At 70.4% G+C, this 20,382-nt stretch carries 27 protein-coding genes and 1 pseudogene; 14 read left to right on the top strand and 14 right to left on the bottom strand.

Annotated features, from left to right (window positions below; translation table 11 throughout):
• Window positions 1–72 precede the first annotated feature (72 nt).
• The 5 genes from AB0881_RS10740 to AB0881_RS10760 all read left to right on the top strand — a co-directional run bounded on the left by AB0881_RS10740 (window position 73) and on the right by AB0881_RS10760 (window position 3,045).
• A complete protein-coding gene (locus AB0881_RS10740; RefSeq protein ID WP_366616052.1) occupies window positions 73–426 on the top strand; it encodes a DPP IV N-terminal domain-containing protein in 354 nt (117 codons plus the stop codon).
• Between the two features lie 109 nt (window positions 427–535).
• On the top strand, window positions 536–973 hold the full coding sequence (locus tag AB0881_RS10745; RefSeq protein ID WP_366616053.1) for a VOC family protein: 438 nt from the start codon (window positions 536–538) through the stop codon (window positions 971–973).
• 43 nt (window positions 974–1,016) lie between these two features.
• Complete coding sequence (locus tag AB0881_RS10750) at window positions 1,017–1,517, top strand: pyridoxamine 5'-phosphate oxidase family protein (RefSeq protein WP_366616054.1); 501 nt, start codon at window positions 1,017–1,019, stop codon at window positions 1,515–1,517.
• A gap of 177 nt (window positions 1,518–1,694) precedes the next feature.
• Window positions 1,695–2,192, top strand: a complete 498-nt coding sequence (locus tag AB0881_RS10755) for a hypothetical protein (protein ID WP_366616056.1) — start codon at window positions 1,695–1,697, stop codon at window positions 2,190–2,192.
• Window positions 2,164–3,045 carry an alpha/beta hydrolase gene (locus AB0881_RS10760; protein ID WP_366616057.1) on the top strand — a complete coding sequence of 294 codons (882 nt, stop codon included), beginning with the start codon at window positions 2,164–2,166 and terminating at the stop codon, window positions 3,043–3,045. The genes AB0881_RS10755 and AB0881_RS10760 overlap by 29 nt, the downstream gene beginning before the upstream one ends.
• Before the next feature lie 164 nt (window positions 3,046–3,209).
• Here the strand turns inward: AB0881_RS10760 and AB0881_RS10765 are convergent, their stop codons facing one another.
• On the bottom strand, window positions 3,210–4,136 hold the full coding sequence (locus AB0881_RS10765; RefSeq protein WP_366616058.1) for an alpha/beta hydrolase: 927 nt from the start codon (window positions 4,134–4,136) through the stop codon (window positions 3,210–3,212).
• Between the two features lie 52 nt (window positions 4,137–4,188).
• Here AB0881_RS10765 and AB0881_RS10770 point away from each other — a divergent pair, with 52 nt between their 5' ends.
• The gene (locus tag AB0881_RS10770; RefSeq protein WP_366616060.1) at window positions 4,189–4,824 is read left to right on the top strand and encodes a TetR/AcrR family transcriptional regulator; all 636 of its coding nucleotides are present in this window, start codon (window positions 4,189–4,191) and stop codon (window positions 4,822–4,824) included.
• Between the two features lie 147 nt (window positions 4,825–4,971).
• On the opposite strand, the gene AB0881_RS10775 is transcribed toward AB0881_RS10770, so the two are convergent.
• Window positions 4,972–5,796 carry an alpha/beta hydrolase gene (locus AB0881_RS10775; RefSeq protein ID WP_366616062.1) on the bottom strand — a complete coding sequence of 275 codons (825 nt, stop codon included), beginning with the start codon at window positions 5,794–5,796 and terminating at the stop codon, window positions 4,972–4,974.
• Between the two features lie 70 nt (window positions 5,797–5,866).
• On the opposite strand from AB0881_RS10775, the gene AB0881_RS10780 reads away from it, so the two are divergent.
• A complete protein-coding gene (locus AB0881_RS10780; protein WP_366616063.1) occupies window positions 5,867–6,817 on the top strand; it encodes a helix-turn-helix domain-containing protein in 951 nt (316 codons plus the stop codon).
• Window positions 6,818–6,977: 160 nt separating this feature from the next.
• Here the strand turns inward: AB0881_RS10780 and AB0881_RS10785 are convergent, their stop codons facing one another.
• Complete coding sequence (locus AB0881_RS10785) at window positions 6,978–7,403, bottom strand: hypothetical protein (protein ID WP_366616065.1); 426 nt, start codon at window positions 7,401–7,403, stop codon at window positions 6,978–6,980.
• Between the two features lie 155 nt (window positions 7,404–7,558).
• Between AB0881_RS10785 and AB0881_RS10790 the strand changes: the two genes are divergently transcribed.
• The 5 genes from AB0881_RS10790 (at window position 7,559) to AB0881_RS10810 (ending at window position 10,937) form a co-directional block, all read left to right on the top strand.
• Window positions 7,559–7,750, top strand: a complete 192-nt coding sequence (locus AB0881_RS10790; RefSeq protein WP_366616067.1) for a hypothetical protein — start codon at window positions 7,559–7,561, stop codon at window positions 7,748–7,750.
• A gap of 43 nt (window positions 7,751–7,793) precedes the next feature.
• A complete protein-coding gene (locus AB0881_RS10795) occupies window positions 7,794–8,165 on the top strand; it encodes a YciI family protein (RefSeq protein WP_366616068.1) in 372 nt (123 codons plus the stop codon).
• Window positions 8,162–9,400, top strand: coding sequence for a sigma-70 family RNA polymerase sigma factor (locus AB0881_RS10800; protein ID WP_366616069.1), 1,239 nt, complete (start codon window positions 8,162–8,164; stop codon window positions 9,398–9,400). Before AB0881_RS10795 ends, AB0881_RS10800 begins: the two co-directional genes overlap by 4 nt.
• Window positions 9,401–9,593: 193 nt before the next feature.
• Window positions 9,594–10,145 (top strand): NUDIX hydrolase, encoded by a 552-nt coding sequence (locus AB0881_RS10805; RefSeq protein WP_366616071.1) that lies wholly within the window; start codon window positions 9,594–9,596, stop codon window positions 10,143–10,145.
• 192 nt (window positions 10,146–10,337) lie between these two features.
• Window positions 10,338–10,937, top strand: coding sequence for a GNAT family N-acetyltransferase (locus tag AB0881_RS10810; protein ID WP_366616072.1), 600 nt, complete (start codon window positions 10,338–10,340; stop codon window positions 10,935–10,937).
• A 151-nt stretch (window positions 10,938–11,088) separates the two neighbouring features.
• Here AB0881_RS10810 and AB0881_RS10815 read toward each other — a convergent pair whose 3' ends face one another.
• On the bottom strand, window positions 11,089–11,616 hold the full coding sequence (locus tag AB0881_RS10815) for a GNAT family protein (RefSeq protein ID WP_366616074.1): 528 nt from the start codon (window positions 11,614–11,616) through the stop codon (window positions 11,089–11,091).
• A gap of 178 nt (window positions 11,617–11,794) precedes the next feature.
• On the opposite strand from AB0881_RS10815, the pseudogene AB0881_RS10820 reads away from it, so the two are divergent.
• A pseudogene (locus AB0881_RS10820) lies at window positions 11,795–12,256 on the top strand (transposase family protein); the annotation flags it as partial.
• A 292-nt stretch (window positions 12,257–12,548) separates the two neighbouring features.
• On the opposite strand, the gene AB0881_RS10825 reads toward AB0881_RS10820, so the two are convergent.
• From AB0881_RS10825 to AB0881_RS10870, 10 genes are all read right to left on the bottom strand, one after another.
• Window positions 12,549–12,782, bottom strand: coding sequence for a hypothetical protein (locus AB0881_RS10825; RefSeq protein WP_366616075.1), 234 nt, complete (start codon window positions 12,780–12,782; stop codon window positions 12,549–12,551).
• Window positions 12,783–12,913: 131 nt separating this feature from the next.
• Window positions 12,914–13,591, bottom strand: coding sequence for a Tn3 family transposase (locus tag AB0881_RS10830; RefSeq protein ID WP_366616077.1), 678 nt, complete (start codon window positions 13,589–13,591; stop codon window positions 12,914–12,916).
• A complete protein-coding gene (locus AB0881_RS10835) occupies window positions 13,542–14,024 on the bottom strand; it encodes a Tn3 family transposase (RefSeq protein ID WP_366616078.1) in 483 nt (160 codons plus the stop codon). The genes AB0881_RS10830 and AB0881_RS10835 overlap by 50 nt, the downstream gene beginning before the upstream one ends.
• 147 nt (window positions 14,025–14,171) lie before the next feature.
• Window positions 14,172–14,570, bottom strand: coding sequence for a recombinase family protein (locus AB0881_RS10840; protein WP_366616207.1), 399 nt, complete (start codon window positions 14,568–14,570; stop codon window positions 14,172–14,174).
• Window positions 14,571–14,586: 16 nt separating this feature from the next.
• Window positions 14,587–14,853 (bottom strand): recombinase family protein, encoded by a 267-nt coding sequence (locus tag AB0881_RS10845; RefSeq protein WP_366616209.1) that lies wholly within the window; start codon window positions 14,851–14,853, stop codon window positions 14,587–14,589.
• A 219-nt stretch (window positions 14,854–15,072) separates the two neighbouring features.
• Entirely contained in the window at window positions 15,073–15,564 is a 492-nt protein-coding gene (locus tag AB0881_RS10850; protein WP_366616079.1) for an SRPBCC family protein, read from the bottom strand.
• Between the two features lie 138 nt (window positions 15,565–15,702).
• Complete coding sequence (locus tag AB0881_RS10855) at window positions 15,703–16,347, bottom strand: SRPBCC domain-containing protein (protein ID WP_366616080.1); 645 nt, start codon at window positions 16,345–16,347, stop codon at window positions 15,703–15,705.
• 1 nt (window position 16,348) lies between these two features.
• Window positions 16,349–16,756 carry a metalloregulator ArsR/SmtB family transcription factor gene (locus AB0881_RS10860; RefSeq protein ID WP_366616082.1) on the bottom strand — a complete coding sequence of 136 codons (408 nt, stop codon included), beginning with the start codon at window positions 16,754–16,756 and terminating at the stop codon, window positions 16,349–16,351.
• Window positions 16,757–16,871: 115 nt separating this feature from the next.
• The gene (locus AB0881_RS10865) at window positions 16,872–17,285 is read right to left on the bottom strand and encodes a Tn3 family transposase (RefSeq protein WP_366616084.1); all 414 of its coding nucleotides are present in this window, start codon (window positions 17,283–17,285) and stop codon (window positions 16,872–16,874) included.
• A 42-nt stretch (window positions 17,286–17,327) separates the two neighbouring features.
• Complete coding sequence (locus AB0881_RS10870; RefSeq protein ID WP_366616086.1) at window positions 17,328–18,563, bottom strand: hypothetical protein; 1,236 nt, start codon at window positions 18,561–18,563, stop codon at window positions 17,328–17,330.
• A 517-nt stretch (window positions 18,564–19,080) separates the two neighbouring features.
• Here AB0881_RS10870 and AB0881_RS10875 point away from each other — a divergent pair.
• Window positions 19,081–20,376, top strand: a complete 1,296-nt coding sequence (locus AB0881_RS10875) for a tyrosine-type recombinase/integrase (RefSeq protein WP_366616087.1) — start codon at window positions 19,081–19,083, stop codon at window positions 20,374–20,376.
• Window positions 20,377–20,382: the final 6 nt, after the last annotated feature.

Here is a 20,382-nt window from a genome sequence, read left to right on the forward strand (position 1 = left end):
GGCTCCGGCCCCGACAGCACGCGCAACCCCACCCTCCTGCGCAAGGTCGGACTGCCGCACCTGCCGCCCGCGGTGGCGTGGTCGCCCGACTCCACCAAGGTGCCGGCGCACCGTACCGACGGGCGCGGCGTCCGGCTGACCCACCTGCTGGAGTCCAGGCCCGCCGACGGCGGTGTGCGCGAGCTGCGCCCCCAGCGGTACGCCTGCCCCGGAGACGAGCACCTGCCGCGCGCCGAACTGGTCGTCTTCGATGTGGCGTCCGGAACCGCGGTCCACGCGCAGGCCGAGCCGCTGATCATGTCCCAGCTATCGGCCCTGGAGCCGTTCAGGCCGGCCCGCGCCTCCCGCTCAAGGAGGCTCACGCCCTGTTCCCTGTTCCCTGTTCCCTGTTTTCTCCCAGGGAGGGCAAGGGCCGTGACGTCCTGAAGCAGATTCCTCAAAATTCTGCGCGTTCGGATGTCGAGAACGCGATGGTGGCTCCGTCCCAGGCGTACAAGCGGCCACGACGGGCCGCGCGACCGAGAAGGAGCCCACCATGGCGCTCAAGCGGATGGACAACATCGGCATCGTCGTCGACGACCTCGACGCCGTGATCGCGTTCTTCGCGGAACTCGGCATGGAGCTGGAGGGCAGGACCGTGGTCGAGGGGCAGTGGGCGGCCAGCCTCGTCGGGCTCGACGACCAGCGGGTCGACGTGGCGATGATGCGGACCCCGGACGGCCACGGGCGGGTCGAGCTGGCGAAGTACCACCTGCCGGAGGCGGTCGCCGGCGTACCGGACGCCCCGCCGAACACGCTCGGCATTCGCCGCATCATGTTCGCGGTCGACGACATCGACGACACCATCGCCCGCCTGCGCGGCCACGACGCCGAACTCCTCGGCGAGGTGGTGCGGTACGAGGACGTCTACCGGCTCTGCTACATCCGCGGCCCCGAGGGCATCGTCATCGCCCTGGCCGAGGAGCTCGGCTGACGACCCGCTGGACGAACCGGAAACGACAACGGCAGGAGCGACCATGCGCCCCAATGAGATCACCGAGGTTCTGAACCGGCCGATCAGCCGGGAGCTGCTGGCTCGGGACCTCGCCCGCCTGGCCTACGTCGCCAAGGACGGCACGCCTCGAAGCATCCCGATCAGCTTCACCTGGAACGGCTCGGAACTCGTCATGTGCACGTCGAAGAACGCTCCGAAGCTCCGGGCCCTGAGCGAGAACCCGATGGTCGCCCTGACGATCGACACCGAGGTGCACCCGCCCAAGATCCTCCTCATCCGGGGCCGGGCCGAGCTGGACTTCGTCGACGGCATCCCGGACGAGTACCTCCAGGCGACCAGCTCGTACGAGATGACGCCCGAGCAGCGGGTCGAGTGGGAGGCGGAGGTGCGTTCGCTGTACGGCGACGGCATGGTCCGGATCGTCGTGACCCCGACCTGGGCGAAGCTGATCGACTTCGAGACGACCCTGCCGAGCGCGGTCGAGGAACTGGTCCGCCGGCGGGAGGAGCGCCGGCGCGGTTGAACGGCACGCCCCGGATCGTGCGGGCCTGCCCCGCGCGCCGGGGGCGGCCAGAACGGGGACTCGGCCGCGGACGGCCGGCGCAAGGCGCCGGTGGCCATGTCCACCCGGTCCGTCAAGCCCGGCGACCGGGCACTGCTACTTGACACGTCGAAGCAAGTACTTGCTATCGTGCGTCAAGTGACGACCCCGGAAGACCACATCGAGCTGGTGGCCGAACTGGTCAGGGTGCTGGAAACGCGGCTCCTCGACCCTCTGGAGATCCTGCTGACCTCCGATGAGCCGCTCGAACCGATCCGGGCACGGCTGCGCGTGGAGGCCGAGGTCTGGGCCGTCCAGCTCCTCGGCCCCGACCGGGAACGGGCGACCCTGACCGCGGCCCGCCTCATCGGCGCGCTGTTCCCCGGCGACGCGCCCTTCGACCCGCCCGCCTCGTGGTGGCGTACCGCGCTGGGACGGGCCGTGGCCCGCTCGGCCGGTCACCCCGCGGCGGCGGCCGTGCCGTACTCCACCGCGGGAGCGATGCTGGGCATCACCCGGCAAGGCGTCCACGACCTGGTCAAACGCGGCAAGCTCGACAAGGACCCCAACGGCGGCGTCACCACCTCCTCCATCCGCGACCGGCTCAACCGTCCCCAGGAGAGCATCCGTGCCACCGCAAGAAGTGATCATCGATGACCGTCCGGTGCATCTGGCCGTCCGCGACCACGGCGGCCACGGGTCTCCCGTCCTGCTGCTCCACGGCCTGGGCGGCACGCTCCTGCACTGGGACGCGGTCGCACCGCTGCTGACCGGCGCGCACCGGGTCGTCGCGATGGACCTGCGCGGCCACGGGCTGTCCGGCGACGGGCCCTGGGAGTGGGAGGCGGTGCTGGACGACGTGCAGGCGGTCATCGACCACCTCGACCTGGACGCTCCTCTCATCGTCGGCCACTCGCTCGGCGGCATGGTCGCCGTGCGCTGGGCACTGCGCCACCCCGACGGCCCCGGGATCGTCAACCTCGACGGCCTGCGCTCGGCCGAGACCGCGCCACAGCACTACGCAGGCATCGAGCACGAGGAACTGACCGCGCTCCTGGCGGAACTGAAGGCCGTCTTCGACGCCCAGGCCGAAGCGATGGCGCGGCCACTGCCGGAGGCCCACGCCGCGATGCTCCCCCAGCGGACGCTGCACCACACCGACGAGGGCGTCTACGTGCGGCCGGACGCCGCGCTGGCCAGGCAGATCAGGTACGACCCGTACTTCCAGGACAGCGTCGCGGCGGTGGCCGGCATCCGCTGCCCCGCCCTGTTCGTCCTGGCCACCGAGAACCTCCCCGGCCTGCCGGGCCGCGTCGGCGAGCTCATGCCGGCACTGCGCGCGGGAATCCGCCGCGACCTGCTGCCCCTCACCGCCGAGCGGCCGCACCTGCACGTCCTCGAACTCGCAGGCAGCCACAACATGGTCGCCGAACAGCCCGAGCAGGTCGCCCAAGCCGTACTGGGAGTACGGACACAGACCGCGGCCGAGGCATCCAGGAACGGCGGTTGACGCTGGCAGCGATGACGGCCGGTCGTTCCCTTGGCCGATCCCCCAGCGGAACACCGGCCGCACCGCGTTCCGTGAGCTGTCCCGTTGAGGGCCCCTACCTGGAAGGTGCGAGCCGCCGGCGGGCTCGCCCCCGGCGGCTGGTCACCTCCCGGTGGTAGGCAGCTCTAGGCCGCGCCCCAGATGACGCCCTGGCCAATGTCGTTTCGGAGCGACGCCAAGGCGTCGGCCAGTTGGTGGACGCCCGGTTCCTCGACCGGGTAGTGGCCCGCGCCTTCGAGCAGGACCAGACGCTTGGGGGCGGCGATCCGGTCGAAGAAGGGGCGGCTGAGCCCGACCGGGGTCCAGCGGTCGGCGCCGGGATGGACCAGCAGCACCGGGCAGGCGGTGAAGTCCTCCGGCTCGGTCGCCGGCGCCGAGTCCAGGTAGCTGCGGAGGAAGCCCAGCGGCACGCGTGAACCGCCGCCCAGGCGGTCACGGGAGATCAGGCGCACCAGGCCGGGATCGTTGGCGATCGCGTTCATCCGGGTCACCAGCCGGATCGGCACGCGCAGGTCGTCGGCGAACGGTGCGAGCCGGCGTAGCATCGGCAGCGTGGCCGAGACCGTCCAGCGCCGCCGCCCGACGACGGCGCGCACGTCGCCCCTGCGCGGGTCCAGCAGGCAGGTGGCCACGACGGCCGCGGCCAGGCCGGTCCGGGCGGCCACGTCGTAGGCGAGCATCCCGCCCATGCTCGCGCCGAACAGGACCAGCGGGCGCGCGTCGGCGGCCTTCTCGGCCGCCACCAGGTCGGTGACGCAGTCCACCCAGTCGGGGTAGCGGACCCGGCCGGGACGGGGCACTCGGGTACGGCCGTAGCCGGGCAGGTCGGGCACCAGCACGTCCACACCGAAGTCGGCGGCCATCCCCGCCAGCGGCCAGAGCGCTCCGGCGTGCCCGCCCGCACCGTGCAGGACCAGCAGCCGCAGTTCGGCGTCGGGGCGCTCGACGCGTTCAATGTGCAGGTCCAGGTCGCGCCACCGCCGCCAGGTGGAACGGGGACGCGAGTCCGGGCGCAGGTCTTCGGGCAGGAACCGCAGGTATTCGGCGTGCATGCCACAATTATTCGAGCAATATTCGAATCTGACTACTCGACTTGAGGCGGCCATGTCGACACCCCGCCACCGGCCCCGCCAGCAGCGCTCACGGTTCACCTTCGAGGCGATCCTGGACGCCGCTGCTCGACTTTTCGAACGCGACGGCTACGCGGCGACCACCACCAACAAGGTCGCCGAGCTCGCGGGTGTCTCCATCGGGACCCTGTACCACTACGTCCCCAACAAGGACGCCCTCCTCCACGCGCTGGTCGAGCGGCACATCGGGCAGGGCATGGCCGCATTGACCCGGGTGGCCGAGGAACTCCGCCGTACGGGACCACCGCTTGAGGAGACCGTCCGCGCCCTGATCGAGGGAGTGGTCGGGCTGCACGCCGCCGAACCACGGATGCACCGGCTGCTGTTCGACCAGGCACCCCGGACGCCCGAGGGGATCACGAGCCTGCGCGCTCTGGAGGCGTCACTGGCCGCGGAGATCGAGTACCACCTCAGGCGGCTCGGCGCCGGTGGCACCGACCCGGGCCTGACGGCGTTCCTGCTCGTCCAGGGCGTCGAGGCACAGGTGCACGGCGTCGTACTCGAGCCACCCCATGGACGGTCCGCCGAGACCTGCGTCCGCGCCATCGTCGATCTGTGGGTCAACGCGCTCCGCGCCATCTCCGACCAGCCGGTGACGAAGGACTCGTGAGTCACCCATCGGCGTTCCCTCACGCCCCCGGGTGTTCATCGGCCGTCACAGGGCTGGGGTCGTTCCGCCGCGCGTTCCGGTCGGCCTTCAGCCACGGGCACGGCATTCTTCCTGGTCGGCTCCCTCAAAGCCGATCGGCCGTGGTGCCTACGCCGTGAAGAAATCGGTGAGCGCGCGGCCGATCCGGTCGGGGGCGTTCTCCGTGGGGATGTGATCCGCGTTCGGGATGCGGATGAGCGCTGTGTTGGGGATCTCTGAGGCGAAGCGTTCGGCGTACTCCACCTTCTCGTGGAGGTCGTCTTCGCCCCAGATCAGCAGCTTGGGTGTAGTGGACCGTTGCAGCGCGGGAACCAGGTCGAGCGTGTAGCGGTTGTCGGCCGCGCTCGCCAGGGCCGTCCAAGAGCGGCGGACCCGCTCATCGGTCCACGGATCCACGTAGTCCGCGACCAACTGTGCGGTGGCGGCACCGGCCAGCGCCCTCGTCACCGCCTTGCGGCGGGCGGCGAGCACGCCCTCGGACGTGTCCCCGTCCCGGAACCGGGCCACGTGGGGCGCGGGCCAGGAGTCGTAGAGGACCGAGTTGACCAGGGCCAGCCGGGACACTTCGAGCCGGTCGTGGGCGAGGAGGTGCTGGGCGATGGCGCCGCCGATGTCGTGGCCGGCCACGGCGACAGGCCCGGAGAGGTTCAGCGCGGCGGCGAATCGTGCCACCCAGTCGGCGAGGGCCGGAACCGTGGCGGTCTCCGGCGTGAGCCGGCCTCCCGAGCGTCCCAGTCCGGGGAGGTCGACCGCGAGGGGCCGCAGCCCCGCGTCGGCGAGGTGCTCAAGGACGGGGAGCCAGACACGGCTCCAGTACGTTCCGTGCAGCAGCAACACGGGCGGGCCGCCCTGCCCTGCGGTCAGGTAGCTGGCCGTTTCGCCGTCGACCCGCGCTGCGGTCCTCAGCACCGCCGCTTCGGTGGTTTCACTCATGGGGCCACTGTGACCTGCGCGCGCCGCCGAGCCGAGAGTCTGGAAAGACACCTACAAGTACGATCTTGCCATGAGCCTTCATCGGGTGGTGGCCCTGCTCAACCCGCCTCAGGCGCCCTTCGAACTCGCCTGCGCCACCGAGGTCTTCGGCACCGTCCCGCAGGGTGAGCGGCCCCGCTACAGCTTCCGCAACTGCGCCGAGCACCCCGGCCCGCTGCAGACCACCGCCGGCTACGCGATTCTCGTCGACGCCGGGTTGGAGGCCCTGGAGCAGGCGGACACCGTGGTCGTCCCCGGCTGGCAGCCGGCCGGTGCACCCGCGCCGCCGGCCGTCACCGCCGCGCTCCAAGATGCCCACCGGCGCGGGGCGAGGATCGTCGCCATCTGCACGGGGGCCTTCGTCCTCGCTCAGGCCGGACTGCTCGACGGCCGTCGCGCCACCACCCATTGGCGCGACACCGCCCGGCTCGCCGCCGCCTTCCCCGAGGTGCGCGTGGACCAGGACGTGCTCTTCGTGGACCACGGCGACGTGGCGACCAGCGCCGGAACCGGCGCGGGCATCGACCTGTGCCTGCACCTGGTGCGTTCCGACCACGGCGCGGCATACGCGGCCCAGATCGCCAGGAACATGGTGCTGCCGCCGCACCGGGAGGGCAGTCAACTCCAGTACGCGGCACAGCCCGCGCCGGCCCGGGCGGACGAGTCGTTGGCGCCCGTACTGGAGTGGGCCGCCTCTCGGCTCGACACCCGGCTGACCCTCGCCGGCCTCGCCGAACGCGCCGGGGTTTCCGAACGGACGCTCGCCCGGCGGTTCGCCGAACAGCTCGGCACCAGCCCTGGACGGTGGCTGCTCGCCCAGCGCATCGACGCGGCACGGGTGTTGCTGGAGCAGACCGACCTGCCCGTCGAAGCCATCGCCGCCCGCGTCGGACTCACCTCGGCGGTCAACCTCCGCCGCCGTTTCCGAGCGCATCTGGGCACCACGCCCGGCGCCTACCGACGTACCTTCAGCCAAGTCTGACGGCCGAGCAACCCGAGGGGGAGATCCCTTCGCGCCACCCGACCGACCGGGCTCGTCCCGTGTGGCCGCGGTCGGCCAGGCAGGCCGTTGGCGGCGAGCCGTTCAGACGGCGCGCCGCCAACGCATGTTCTCCGGGACGGGCGGGAGACCGGTCCCTCGATCAGATGCGGGTCGCGGTGGAGGCGTACCCGCCGCCACCCGGGTAGACCCACTCCCCGGTGAGCGTGGTGCCGTCCGCGTCGAAGGTGCCCTCGAAGTACGCCGGGCCGCCCTTCGCCCCAGCCCAGATGATCAGCCTGTCACCCTCCAGTTCGTAGACGTAGTCGAAGGTGTTGCCCGCCGAGTCGTAGTACCGCGACACCACGTCCGCCCCGGTCGGCTCGCCGAACGGGCGCAGGTTGCCGATGATCTCCATGCCGGTGACCGGCTCGCCGAACTGGGTGAGCTCGACGTGCTGGACCAGGAAGAACCGGCCGGGCATCCACTCGTAGCGCACGGTCCCCTCCGCGCCGCCGGTGACCTTCCAGGTGCCGACCAGGCGGTCGAGGGCCTTCATTTCGGGGCTGGGCTGCTGGGTCTCGATCATGTCGTCCTCCTCTGTGGTTTCTCGCCGGTACCTCGGAGACCCCTGCCGGGCTTTGACACCAAATTGCTGTGATCTGGATCACATTCCATTGGCGTCAAAACCCCCGATCCGGATCCGAGGTAGCGAGCGAGAACCCACTGACAAGGGAGGACGTCATGACCGCTCAGACGTCCGGACGCCTGCTGCCGGCCGGGCCGCTCTCCTTCGCGGTCGGCGCCCCTGAGGGACCGGACGCGCAGATGTCCTGGCACGGCGTCGCGCACATGAGCAACCAGATCGCCGTGAACGGCCTGGTCGCCGTCACCTGGACGACCGTCCTCGCGGTGACGCCGCGGCAGGCCACCTGACGCGGCCATAACGTAGCTGCGACGATCAATAAGGAGATCCACCATGAAATACCTGCTGCTCGCCTACACACCGGCCGCCGACTGGGACGCCGCCACCGCCGACGTCCCCTCCGAGGAGGCGCTGGCCGCCTTCGCGACCTACCAGAAGCTGGAGGAGGAGCTGGTCGCCTCCGGCGAGTTCGTCACCAGCGAGGGTCTGGGACACCCGGCGGTCAGCACCACCGTCCACCGCGAAGGTGACAAGGTCGTCGCCACGGACGGTCCCTTCGCCGAGCTCAAGGAGGTCCTGGCCAGCTTCGCCGTGATCGACGTGGCTGGCAAGGAGCGCGCCGTCGAGATCGCCGCGCGCATCGTCGACGCGCTCGGCGAACCGATCGAGATCCGCCCGATCATGGGTGAGGACTTCGCGGCGTGAACCACGAGCTCGAGCACCTGCTGCGCACGGAGGCGCCGCAGGTGCTCGGCGCGCTGGTCCGCCGCTTCGGCCGGTTCGACATCGCCGAGGACGCGGTGCAGGAGGCGCTGCTGACCGCCAGCCAGACCTGGCCGGCCGAGGGCGTCCCCGAGAACCCGCGCAGCTGGCTCATCCGCGTCGGGTACCGGCGCATGGTCGACCTGATCCGCTCCGACCAGGCCCGCCACCGCCGCGAGCAGCAGGCCGGAGCGGCAGAGCTGGCCATGCAGGACCCCGAGCGCCGAGCAAATTCCGCACTCGAAACCGACGACAGCCTGACCCTGCTCCTGCTCTGCTGCCATCCCGCGCTGGAACCCACCTCCCAGGTGGCCCTCACGCTGCGCGCGGTCGGCGGCCTGACCACCGCCGAGATCGCACACGCCTACGGCACCACCGAGCCCACCATGGGCGCCCGGATCAGCCGCGCCAAACAGCGGCTGGCCCGCGCCGGAGCCCGCTTCACACCACCCACCGACGCCGACCGCGACAGCCGTATGGCCGCCGTGATGCGGGTGCTGTACCTGATCTTCAACGAGGGCTACACCGCCACCACCGGCGACCGGCTCGCCCGCGTCGACCTGACCCGCGAGGCCATCCGGCTGACCCGCATGCTCCACGCCACGCTCGGCGGCGACGCCGAGGTGACCGGCCTGCTGGCGCTGATGCTCCTCACCGAGTCCAGGCGCACCGCCCGCACCGACGGCGGTGACCTCGTCCCCCTGGACGAGCAGGACCGCACCCGGTGGGACCGCGACCTGATCGACGAGGGCACCGCTCTCATCGACGGCGTCTGGAACCGCGGCCGGACGGGCCCCTACCAGCTCCAGGCCGCGATCGCCGCCGTGCACTCCGCGGCCTCCTCACCCGACCAGACCGACTGGGCTCAGATCGCCATGCTGTACTTGTGGCTCGAACGGCTCACGCCTACCGCACCGGTCCAACTCAGTCGCGTGGTGGCGGTGGCCCACGCCCACGGACCGGCCCGCGGCCTCGCGCTCCTGGACGACCTCAACCAGCGCCACCACCTGGACCGGCACCCGCTCACCAGGCAGCGGGAGCACGCGGTCCGCGCCCACCTGCTCCAGATGACCGGCGACACCACGCAGGCGGCCGCGCTCTACCGCCAGGCGGCCGACCTGACCGGCAACAAGGTCGAGCAGCGCTACCTGCTCGGCAAAGCCGACGATCTCAGCTAAGCACCGCAAACCAGCCCGGAGGCACCGCGCCGCCCCCTCGCAGAACCCGCACCCGCAGTCACCGAGCCCCTCAAGTTCCGCTACATCACCACCACAGGACGTGGAACCACTACGTCCCAGCGACGTCGCCCAAGCCCCTGTACCCGACGCAGGCTGGTCAGCGGCCACGAACCGCCGGCCCGATACTGATGCCATGGCATCATCCTCAAACAGCTCGACCGACTCCACAGCGTCGCCGTTCACCCGCATCAAGATCCGCGTCGGTGCGCTGGTGTTCTGCCGGGACGAAGTCGCCCTCATCCGTCGCGACCGGCCCGAGTCGACCCACTTCACCCCACCTGGCGGCAACGTCGAGCACGGCGAGGACCTGATCGCGGCGCTGCGGCGCGAGCTGAGCGAGGAACTCCGCCTCGACCCCTCGCAAGCCGGCCGGCCGGAGCTGCTCTGGGTGATCGATCAGATGGTCTCCCGTCCCGGGGCCACCCCGCCGCCACGCAAACTCCACCTGATCTACCGGATCCACGTCTCCCCCGAGGTCCGCGCCGTACTGGCCACCGAGGAGTACGACGAGGTCCCCGGCGGCCACGAGATCGGCTTGATCCAGTGGATCGACTACCGCATGACGGCCGACCTGCCGATCTTCCCGCCGATCGGTGCGGCGCTCGCCGCACTCCCCAGCCCGTCCGCGGCAATCACCGATGCGGCCCTGCCGGCGGTCACCGACGACAACTACGTCTGGGTGTGACCGCTCCAACGGACAGATGCGAACGTGCACAGTGATCAGCGCCCCCCACTGGCGGCACAGGTGCCGGGGAAGATCCAGCCGGGTGTTGGCGCTCAGAGGGCCGCTCTCAATCCTCCGCGTGCTGGTGGCAAGCAGGCGTGCCGACGAGATCTACCGTTCATACACGGGCACCGAGACCATGGAACGAGGGGCATGCTCACGCTGACGGAGATCGCCGAGGAGCCGCGCATTCTGACGTACCGCATGAACCTGCGCGACGGCGCGGAGTTCGTCCTCCGGCCGCTCACCCATGCCGACACGGAACGCCTGGCCGGATTCCTGCGCGGGCTGTCCGCCGAGTCGAGACGGTTCAGCACGTTCGACGGGTACGACCTCGCGGCGGCCCGGGAACTGTGCGCCGCGATCGCGCGCTACGACAAGCTCCGGCTGGTGCTCGAAGAGTCGGCCTCCGGTGGGATCGCCGGCCTCTTCGAGTTCAGCCTCGCCATCACCGCCGGGGACATCGCGCGCTATCGCGCAGCGGGAGTTCGCGTTACCGAGACGACCGATTGCCGTTTCGGGCCCACCCTGGCCGACGCGTACCAGGGGCGTGGGGTGGGGACGGTGGCGTTCCCGTCCCTCACAGAGGTCGTACGGCGGCTCGGCAGGACGAGAATCATCCTGTGGGGAGGTGTCCTGGCCGACAACGTCCGCGCCATCCGCTTCTACGAGAAGAACGGCTTCCAGCACGTCGGCTCGTTCACCGGCCCGGACGGCTCGCGGTCGTTGGACATGATCCTTGACCTCCCGTGAGCGCTCCGCGGGCCAGCCGGTCACGCTCGAGGTATTCAAGCCGCGGGCCCAGGCCTCAACGAATCCCTGTACTGATGGCATCGCCCATCAAGACGTCGTGAGTTCCCCGCGGTCACCTCTGTCGGAGGTGTGGCTGGCACAGGTCGCGCACCTACTCATGGACATCCGGGCCATCCTTCTCGCGCCATTCATCTTCGATGATGCTGAACATCTCGGAGTCTCGCCAACCGTCCCGGATCAGCGCAGTGTGACGGTGACGTCCTTCCCATGTCATGCCGAGCTTGCGGAGCACGCGTGCCGACCCGAGATTCCGCGGGTCACAGGTGGCGAAGATGCGGTGGAGCTTGAGATCCCTGAACCCTCGCGCAAGCAGTTCCTTGCCGATCGCTGTCCCGACGCCCTGTCCCCATACCCGAGGATGGACGGCAAAGGCGATCTCGCCTTGACGTTGCACTTCGTTCCGGATGTGTAGCTCACCCATGCCGACGACATCGCCCTCGACACGCGCCGCATAAGCGAACCGCTGTTGAGGTGATCGCACCCAGGCCTCGACCGCGGTCGCCACGAACGCGCGCGTTTGCTCTTCGGTGTTCGGTCCCCAGGCCTGGAAACGGCAGACCTGGGCGAGGGAGGCCCAGGAGTGGACAGCTCGCCAGTCCGCAAGCTCGATTCTGCTCAAGTTCACCGAAGGCCGAGACACGAGCTGATCTTGCCGGATACTGGACCTTTTCAGCAGTGTCGGTGACGGCTGCTGATCACAGCATGGTCGCGGCCGGAGTGGCGGCCTGGAGACAGCAAGAAACCCCTGGTAGGACGGTTGATCTCTCACAACCCGCCGTCCAGACCAGAGGCTCTGCATGCTTTTGTATCGTGCTTCGCTGCCGTTGTCGCGCCGAACCCTGACCTACGCCGCCGGCGTCGTGCGCCGGCACCGCAAGGCGATCGGCAGCAAGGGCCGGGCACTGCCACCGGGGCTGCAGGCCCTGATGACGCTGGTGCATCTGTGCAAGGGCGAGACGTTCGCCGAGCTGGGCGCGGGGTTCGCCGTCTCCACCTCCACCGCCTGGCGCCATGTCAACGAGACCATCGATGCGCTGGCCGCCCGCCAGCCCACTCTGAACGCCGTGCTGCATCGAGCGAGCCGCGAGCAACTGCCGTACCTGATCCTGGACGGCACCCTCGTCGCGATCGACCGCGTCGCCGCCGACCGGCCGTTCCACTCCGGCAAGCACCGCAGGCACGGAATGAACCTGCAGGTCATCGCCGGGCTGGACGGGGCGCTGCTGTGGGTGTCGGGCCCGCTGCGCGGCGCGGTGCATGGCCGGAGAGGAGAGGGCGAACCGGCGACCTTCGCGGGCGGCCCGGTAGACCAGCCGGCGGGCCACCGTGTAGGCGTATCGGTACGCCCAACGGATTGGCGCCGTGGCGGTGTGCAGCTCCAGCCAGGTGAACTGGACCACGTCATCGGCGTCCAGCCGGCTGGAGGGGACGTCGTAGTGTCGAAGTTTCCGCTCGGCGTAACGGCGCAGCCGGGCCTCTCAGGTCGGCCAGTCGCGGTCGAGTTCGGTCACCGTCACGCCGTTGGAGTCGTCGGCGTGGCCATGCATGGTCTCAGCGGTCACCGCTGGCCTCCGCCCCGGTCGTCGCGGCGCCTTGGATGCGAACGAACCACATTGTGCCGTCCTTCGAGTGGCCTCCCAGCTCGGCCCCGGTCGGCAGTCGAGACACTGCGGTGGCCAGCCGAGCGCGCGCTCGTAGCATCCATACCTCGGCGGCCGCGACGCCCAGGCGTGCCACGACAGGCAGGCCGACGCCCAGGACCAGTAGAAGCAGGGGGTCGATCATCAACAGCACCTTTCGGTCGGACGGCCGCTTCTGCGGTGATGCGGCGTACGACCAATACGGGCTCGATGGGGCCGGATCCGTTACACGGCCGCGCGAGTTTTTCTCCGCGTGGCTTGCCGTGGGTCCCGTTGTCAGCTGCGGTGTCGGTGAGCACGGGTGCTGCGTGGCCTGCCAGGCCGAGTACCTGGCCCAGGCCTGCGACGCCGCGGTCGACGAATGACCGTCCGGCCCTGGCCCGTGGGCTGAGGGAGCTTACGCTCCGCCCCCTGCCGCCTGGCCGTCGGGGCCGGGAAGACGGGGATGTCTCCGAGCTCGCACAGGGTCTCGGCGGGTGCGGAGAAAGCGATGGCGTAGCGTCCCTGGCAGTTGATGTGGGCGTGGCCGAGCGGGCTGAGCCGGGCGGCGTCCTCGTCTTTGACCGGGATCCCTTGGGCGCACAGCCGGTCGACGGCCGCGGACAGGTAGCGGGAGTTCCACAGGGTGACGGCGTTCACGACCAGCCCGAGCGCCGCTAGTTGATCTTCTTGCCCATCGCGGTAGGCCTGCCGGATCTGGCGGTTGCCGCCGTGGCAGATCTTGCGGGCCAGACCCTGCCGGGCCTCCTGGACGGTGAGCTGCTTGTTCAGCGTGCGGCGGTAGCCGCCATCGATCGGGTCCAGGATGTCGAGCAGGTGGAGCGTCTTGTCGATGCGCCCGTACTCGGCGAACGCCTGCCCGAGCGGGGTGGGCCGACCGTTGCGGGAGAACATCCGCAACAGGTCATAGGCCCGGACCTGGTTGGTGACCAGCGATCCGGTGACCCGGGTCATGTCCGGCCACTGGGTGTGGATCCTCTGCCGGTTGATCTTGTTGTCGGGCGCTCGCTTCCAGCGGGCCGTAGCTGTTGCTGGTGCCGTCGGGCAGGTCGGCGCGCCAGAACCGCTGGTCGCCCAGGTCGGCGAAGCGGGGCGCGAACCGGTAGCCGAGCATGGAGAAGATCCCGAACACCATGTCCGAATCGCTGGCATGGTCGGTGTGACGACCTCGGGCCGGGGACCGGCGTCGATGTTGATCAGGCAGTCGAGGATGAACAGGGAGTCGCGCGGGTGCCCTCTGCCCGATACCCATCACCTGGTCGTTGACGGCGTTGAGCAGCGTGATCCCGCGCTTGTAGCCGAGGTCGACGTGGCGCTGGTTCAGCGAGGAGCGGCGCACGCTGTCGAACCGTTCCGTGGACCAGCTCCTCAGGACGTCCCCCACCATCGGCGGCTTCCTGCACGCCTGCCTCGCTATGCAGGACCGGAAGCATGTGGCCCAGGTCGGCCCAGAACTCCTGAAGGCCGGGCGAGGGGCAAGGTAGGTGGTCAGCCCCTGGTCGCCTGGTGCGGCAAGCCACAAAGCGGGCGGGGGTCAGCTGCGGTCTGGGTGGATGGTTTGTTCGTCGTGGTCGCGGAGCATGCGCATGACGGTCGCCGGTGAGGGGTGCCGGCCCTTCTTCTTGCCGGTGGTGATGACGAGGCGGGCGGCGATGTCGCGGAGGCTGAGGTTCTGTTCGCGCAGGTGGAGGGCGTGGGAGAGCATGGCGTCGTCCGTGACGCCGGCGCCGCCGATGGTCTTGCCGCGGCTGCGGGCGGACTCGTGGCCTTCGAGGGTGCGGTCGCGGATGTACTCGCGTTCCATGCCCGACAGGGCGGCCAGCACGGTGAACACGATCCCGGCCGGGTCGTGCGATCCCTGTAGTTCGCCGGTGAGGAACTCCAGGGCGATGCCCGAGGCTCTGAGCTGTTCGGCCAGCGCGGCCAGTTCGATGCCGCGGCCGAGCCGTTTATGCTCGTGAACGACGAGGGGTGACCGCGACCCCGGAGGCCCGCATCTCCTGGGCGAGGGTGACGACCTTGTCGAGCTCGGGCCGCGTCCTGGCGCGGGTGGAGATCTTTTCGGCGAAGATCCGGGTGACGCCGGCGCCCTTGAGCGAGTCGAGCCGGGTGTCCAGGGACTGGCGGAGGGTGGAGGCGCGGGTGTAGCCGATCCGCGCGTGCCCGGATAGTTCGGCGCCGGCGGCCGCGGGGCGGGGCAGGGCAGCTCGACCCACACCGATCCGGGCTTGCGCACCGGCGGGGTGGGGACGTTCAGCGCTTTGGCCAGAGCGGGCACGAGCCGGAACCGGGCGGTGTGGTACTGCAGGGCAACCTTGCCCTTGCCGGTGCGGCACGGCGTGTTGGCCTATGAAACACCGGAGACCCGGACGCCTCGGCCCTCCGCTCGCAGCGGCCGAACGCCGTCGGAGATCCTCGTTGCTGATCGCGGCAGATCAGTTCCTCGCTTCGCGGACGTCCTTCCCGTGTTCGGCGAACGCCTTGAAATCCTGCATGTGCTGTTGCGACTGCTTGTGGAAGGAGCCGGGCATCAGAAGCCCCACCAGGCGCATCAGCAGGCCGCTGAATCGGTATTCGCTCTCGCTTTCCCAGAGCGTCGTCTCCGGATTGGCTTCGGTCAGCCGATCGCGCACGACGCTCCACATGCCCGCGCCGACGATCTCGCGGTCGAAATGAACGACGCTCTCTTTCGGGATCCCGTGCAGGTCGGCCGGATCCCGACGTGTGATCGTTTCGGTGCACTCGATCTTCCGTTGCCCCGACTGCATCACGACCCGCGACTTGGTACCGAGCTGCCCGTGTATCCCATGCACCGGCTCGTGCAGCACCAAGCCCCGCAGCCACTTCGGTAGGTGTGCCGGGTCGGCGAGCAGCTGGGCCACACTCTCCCGAGGCAGGGCGATCTCGATCGAGTTGGTGTACCTCATCGCGCATTCTTTCTAGGTGTGGGACAACATGCTGTTGTGCTGCTCGTCCTGCTCCTCGACGGAGAGGTCTGACATCCGTTTCGCGATTGACAATTCTCATCGGCGGTGCAGGCCCCAGGAACGACCGCAGCGGGGATGTCAGGTCGGGTCGGGTGCGTAGAACTTGGTGGTGGCCTCGACTGCGGCCGCGACGTGCTCCGGTTCGCCACCGGCGGCCAGGTGAGCCTCGCCCCAGGCCGCGGCGCTGCGCCGGATGAACTCGCGCCCTTCGGGCGACTTCTGGACCCCCTCGTGGTCGGCGGTCTCGCCAGTGGCCAACAGCTGGGCCAGGGCGAGGAGACGCAGGTCCCAGCCAACGCCGCCGGCACCGGGGCCGTAGGTCGGGAAGAGGGGCTCCTCGACGACCGCTGCGTGGATCAGTTCGAATTCGGTGTCGCCCGTCGGGCCTGGGACCAGGCGCACTTCCACCTCGCTCGTGCCGGGCCAAGCGTCGGCGTCCGGCCCGTAGAGCCAGGACACCTTGAGCAGACGTGGCGGCTCGCACCGGAGGATCTCGCCGTGCTCACCACCGTCCAGCTCGAACTTCCCGCCTAGCCGCAGGTCTCCGGTGACCGGTTTCAACCAGCGATGCAGCCGCTCGGGGCTGGTCAGGGCGTCCCAGACGTCGTCGATCTGCGCTTCGTATCGCCGCCGCACCTCGATGGTGTACGCGTCGCCGGCGGGCACGCTGCCCTTGCCCATTGCCCGGCGCGCGGTGGCCAGTTCATCCAATATGTCTTTCATGTCATGTTCCCTTCGCTGATGGATCGGTCTTGTCCGCATCGGTGCCGGGCTCGGCCGGTCGGGTGGGCTCCCCGCCAGCCGGACTCCGAGCTGCACGCCTGCCCCGGGCCAGCTCGGTTTCCAGGGCGTCGAGGCGTTGTTCCCAGAACCGGCGAAACCGGTCCAACCACGCGTCAACCTCGCTCAGCGGCGCGGGCTCGATGGCGTAGAACCGGCGAGCGCCCTCAGCCCGCACCGACGCGAACCCGCTGTCACGCAGCACGCGCAGATGCTGGGAGACAGCGGGCTGGGAGAGTCCGAATTCGGCCCGGATCACGTCCGTGATCGCGCCAGAGGTCTGCTCACCGTCGGCGAGCAGCTCCAGAATGCGCCGGCGCACCGGGTCGCCGAGGATGTCGAACGCGTGCACGAACAAGAATCATACCAGTCCCCACTTATATAAGCCAGTGCTGGTATCCTGACCCACGTTCGGCTTAGAGTTCGTTCGCGGATTCTGCGATAGCAGACGAGCCCCCGGGGCAGGGTCACGCGGCGGTGAGGTCGAGGCGGGTGTCCATGTCCAGGTGGAACCGGCCGTAGGGGTTGACGTGCGCCCAGAACAGCGGCGATAGAGCCCGGCGGTCCTCCTCGGTGAGCTTGCCGGCCCACTTCGGATCTCGCAGGACGGCTTGCAGAAGCTGGGTGTTGATGAACACCAGAGACGATTGCAGCAGGTGCAGGGCGAGCATCGACACCTCGGCGTGTTCGCGGTCGGCTCCGGTCAGGACGCCTTCGCGGCCGTAGAAGATCTTGTCGTTCGCGCCGTTCCAGTTCTCCACGACCTGCAGACCGCTGTTGATCTCACGGCGCAGCTGCTCGTCGGCGAGGTAGTCGCAGGCGAAGATGGTGCGCACCACGCGGCCGAGTTCTTCCAGGGCCAGATAAAGACAACCAGACAACTACAAGATCATCTTTACACACGTCGAGTTCAGGAGTGCGGGTCAGGTGGTGTCCGGCTCCGCCCCGGTCGCGCTGTCGGCCGGCGGGACCGTCGGCGGCGGCTTGATGGTCTGGGAGTGCTCGGCGCGGATGGCGCGTTCGAGGTTGATGGCCGCGGTGGCGCGGGCGGTGTCGCGTTCGGCGGTGAGCGCCTCGATCCGCGTGTGCAGCCGGGTGGTCTGGGTGAGCAGGCTCTCGCGGGCGGCGGCGCGTTCGTGTGCGGCGTGCTCGGTCGCCTGCTGGGCGCGGGCGTCGGCGGCGCCGGCCCGTTCTTCGGCGTCCTGGGCCTTCTGCTCGGCGGCGGTGAGCGCGGTGCGCAGGCGGGTGAGCTCGTCACGGGTGGCCGCCAGGTCGGTGACGGTGGCGGTGAGGCGGGTCTGGGTGTCGGTGAGGCGGCCGGTCTGCCGGTCGAGTTCGGTGCGCAGGGCCTGTAGCTCCCGCAGGTGTTCCCGGTGGGCGTTGTCCAGGGCGCGCTGCGCCTGGCTGCGGGCCTGTTCCAGGTCGGTACGCGTGCGGCGCAGTTCCTCCTCGGCCGCGCCGAGCCTGGTCTCGGCCGTGTCGGCGCGTTTGGCCGCCTGCTCGGTCTCGCCTTGGGCCCGCAGCACCGCGCGCTGCAGGTTGTCGGCGGCCTGGTCGGCGCGGGCGGCGCGTTCGTCGGCGGTGCGCTGGGCCTGCTCGGCCTCGGCAGCGCGTCGGCCGGCCGCGGTGGCGGCGCGGTCGGCGGCGTCGGCGCGCTGGTCGGCCTCGGCGGTGGCCGCGCGCAGTTCGTCGGCCTCGGCCTCCAGTTCGGCATTGCGGGCCAGGACCTGCTGCTCGAGTTCGCCGAGCCGGTCGGTGAAGGTGGTGAACACCTGCGCGAGCTCGGTCAGTGCCGGGGTGTGGGCGGCCAGGTGGTCGGCGACGTCGCGGTGCAGCCGGGTGACCGCGGAGGCCTGCCCGCTGCGGCGGGCGTTGTTGTAGTCGGACCGGCAGGTCTTGGGCGGCGGGCAGTACTCCCGGGGCCGTCCGCCGGCGCGCCGGGGTGGCGGCAGCGGCGTCCCGCACTGCTTGCACCGCCCCCGTTCGGCGCGCTCCTCCTCGCTGCCACCGGCCTGCGCGGCGGGCTGCGCTCCGGGCTGGGCATCGGGTGCTGCGCCGGGCTCCTGGTCGGCGGGCGCCGCGGCGCCGGGACTCCGTGCGCCCTCGCCTCCGGCGGGACCGACGCTGGACGGGGCCTGGGGAGATGGGTTTTCGATCACCCCTCCACCCTAACAAATCAATCGCATCAGCAAACGTTTCGGCTAACGATTGAGCTGATTGGTTTGTACGGCCAGCGCATAAACCAGGTTATGCGCTACACTCACCTCCATGATCATCTTGCGGGCCGCGCGGCGGGGCGGCGACACGTGCCCTGCCGGTCTCACCAGACCCGGCGCACGTCGCACCGACGGGGCGACAGTTCGGTCGGCGGCCCAGCCACTCGCGCCGGTCCCTCACCGCCGAGCCCATCCCCGCCGCGGCGAATCACCTCCGACAAAACCCCAGGTCAGTCCACAGTTCAGGGGGCCGCACGTCAGCGACTTCGGACACGCGCCGGGGGCACGGCCGCCGCAGGGCGAGTGAAATCGGCGGCCACGGTGAAGCCCGCCAGAGGCGCCGACCCGGCGGGCGCGCCGGTGTCCTGCGCGCAACCTCGCGGACCGGCGTCCCGCCCGCGCACCCCGGGTCCGCGCATCTCACAGCGACCCGTCACTACCGACCTTCCTGGAGCCCCCGTTGAGCGCATCTGACGCCGTCGATGACGAGCCCGGCGGGCCGCCACCCGCCGGCCCGCCGGGCGAGCCGCCGCTGCAGGGCGTGGTGCTGCGCACCCCTCCCCCGGCCGCCGTCCCGGCGGCACCCACCGGCGAGGCCGCCGCACAAACAGGACAGCAGGACAACCTGCCCGGCCCGTCGGCAGCGGCGCCGCTGCCCGCCGGCGCCGGTGGTGGGCCGCTGGCGCGGCCGCCGACGCCGCTGGCTGCCGACGCACTGGCCAAGCTCGACGCCGACCTGGGCCAAGTGCAGGTGGCCCGTACCGGCGGCCGCCGCGTCTACCGGCGCCGCATCGACCTGCTCGCCGAGGCCTGCACACCGGCCACCTTCGCGCTGGTGCTGGACTGGCTCAGCAGCACCCGGCGCGCCTCGGTGGCCACCAAGCGCACCTACGTCGACGACCTGCGCCGCATCTGGGCGCCGCTGGCCCGCGAACTCGGCCACGAGGCCTTCTTCGTCGGCTGCCTCACCCGCGAGCACGTGCGGATGTGGCGGCTGCGCCAGGAAGCGGCCGGTATCGCCCACCGCAGCATCAGCCGCTACCTCGCCTGCCTGTCCTCCCTGCACGTCTACGCCGCCGGACACCTGACCCCCACCCCGGCCAACCCGGTCAGCCAGGACGACCGGCCCCGCATCCCCTCCGGCCGCACCACCGCCTCCACCCCCGTACTGGAGGACCACCAGGTCCGCGCGGTGGCCGCCGCGGCACGAACCGAACTGGACCTGCTGGTGGTGATGCTGCTGTACAGCCTCGCCGGCCGGGTCACCGAGATCTGCGCCGCCGACGTCACCGACCTGCACCGCGACGGCGACCGCAGCATCCTGCACGTCACCCGTAAGGGTGGTAAGCAGCGGGCCCTGCCGCTGCTGTCCGACTGCGCCCAGCTGCTGCGCCGCCACATCGGCGCTCGCACCCGCGGACCGCTGCTCATCGACGCCAAAGGCGACCGCCTCGACCGCCACGACATCGACCGCATCAGCACCCGCCTGGGTCGCGCCGCCGGCGTGCTGCCCGGCCGCGACCTCACCCCGCACGTGTGGCGCGCCTCCCGCATCACCCACATGCTCGACAACGGCGTCCCGCTCGCCGACGTCCAGGAGTTCGCCGACCACGTCGACCCCGCCACCACCATCGGCTACTGGGAACGCCGCAACCGCAGCCAGCGCGCCGCCGCCCACGTCGACCAGGCCGCCGACCTCTTCACCACCGCCCTCGGCAAGCACCCGGGCGCCCCAGGCGAGACAGAGACGCGATGAGGACCG

Source organism: Spirillospora sp. NPDC029432 (genome assembly GCF_040703975.1).
GTDB lineage: Bacteria > Actinomycetota > Actinomycetes > Streptosporangiales > Streptosporangiaceae > Spirillospora.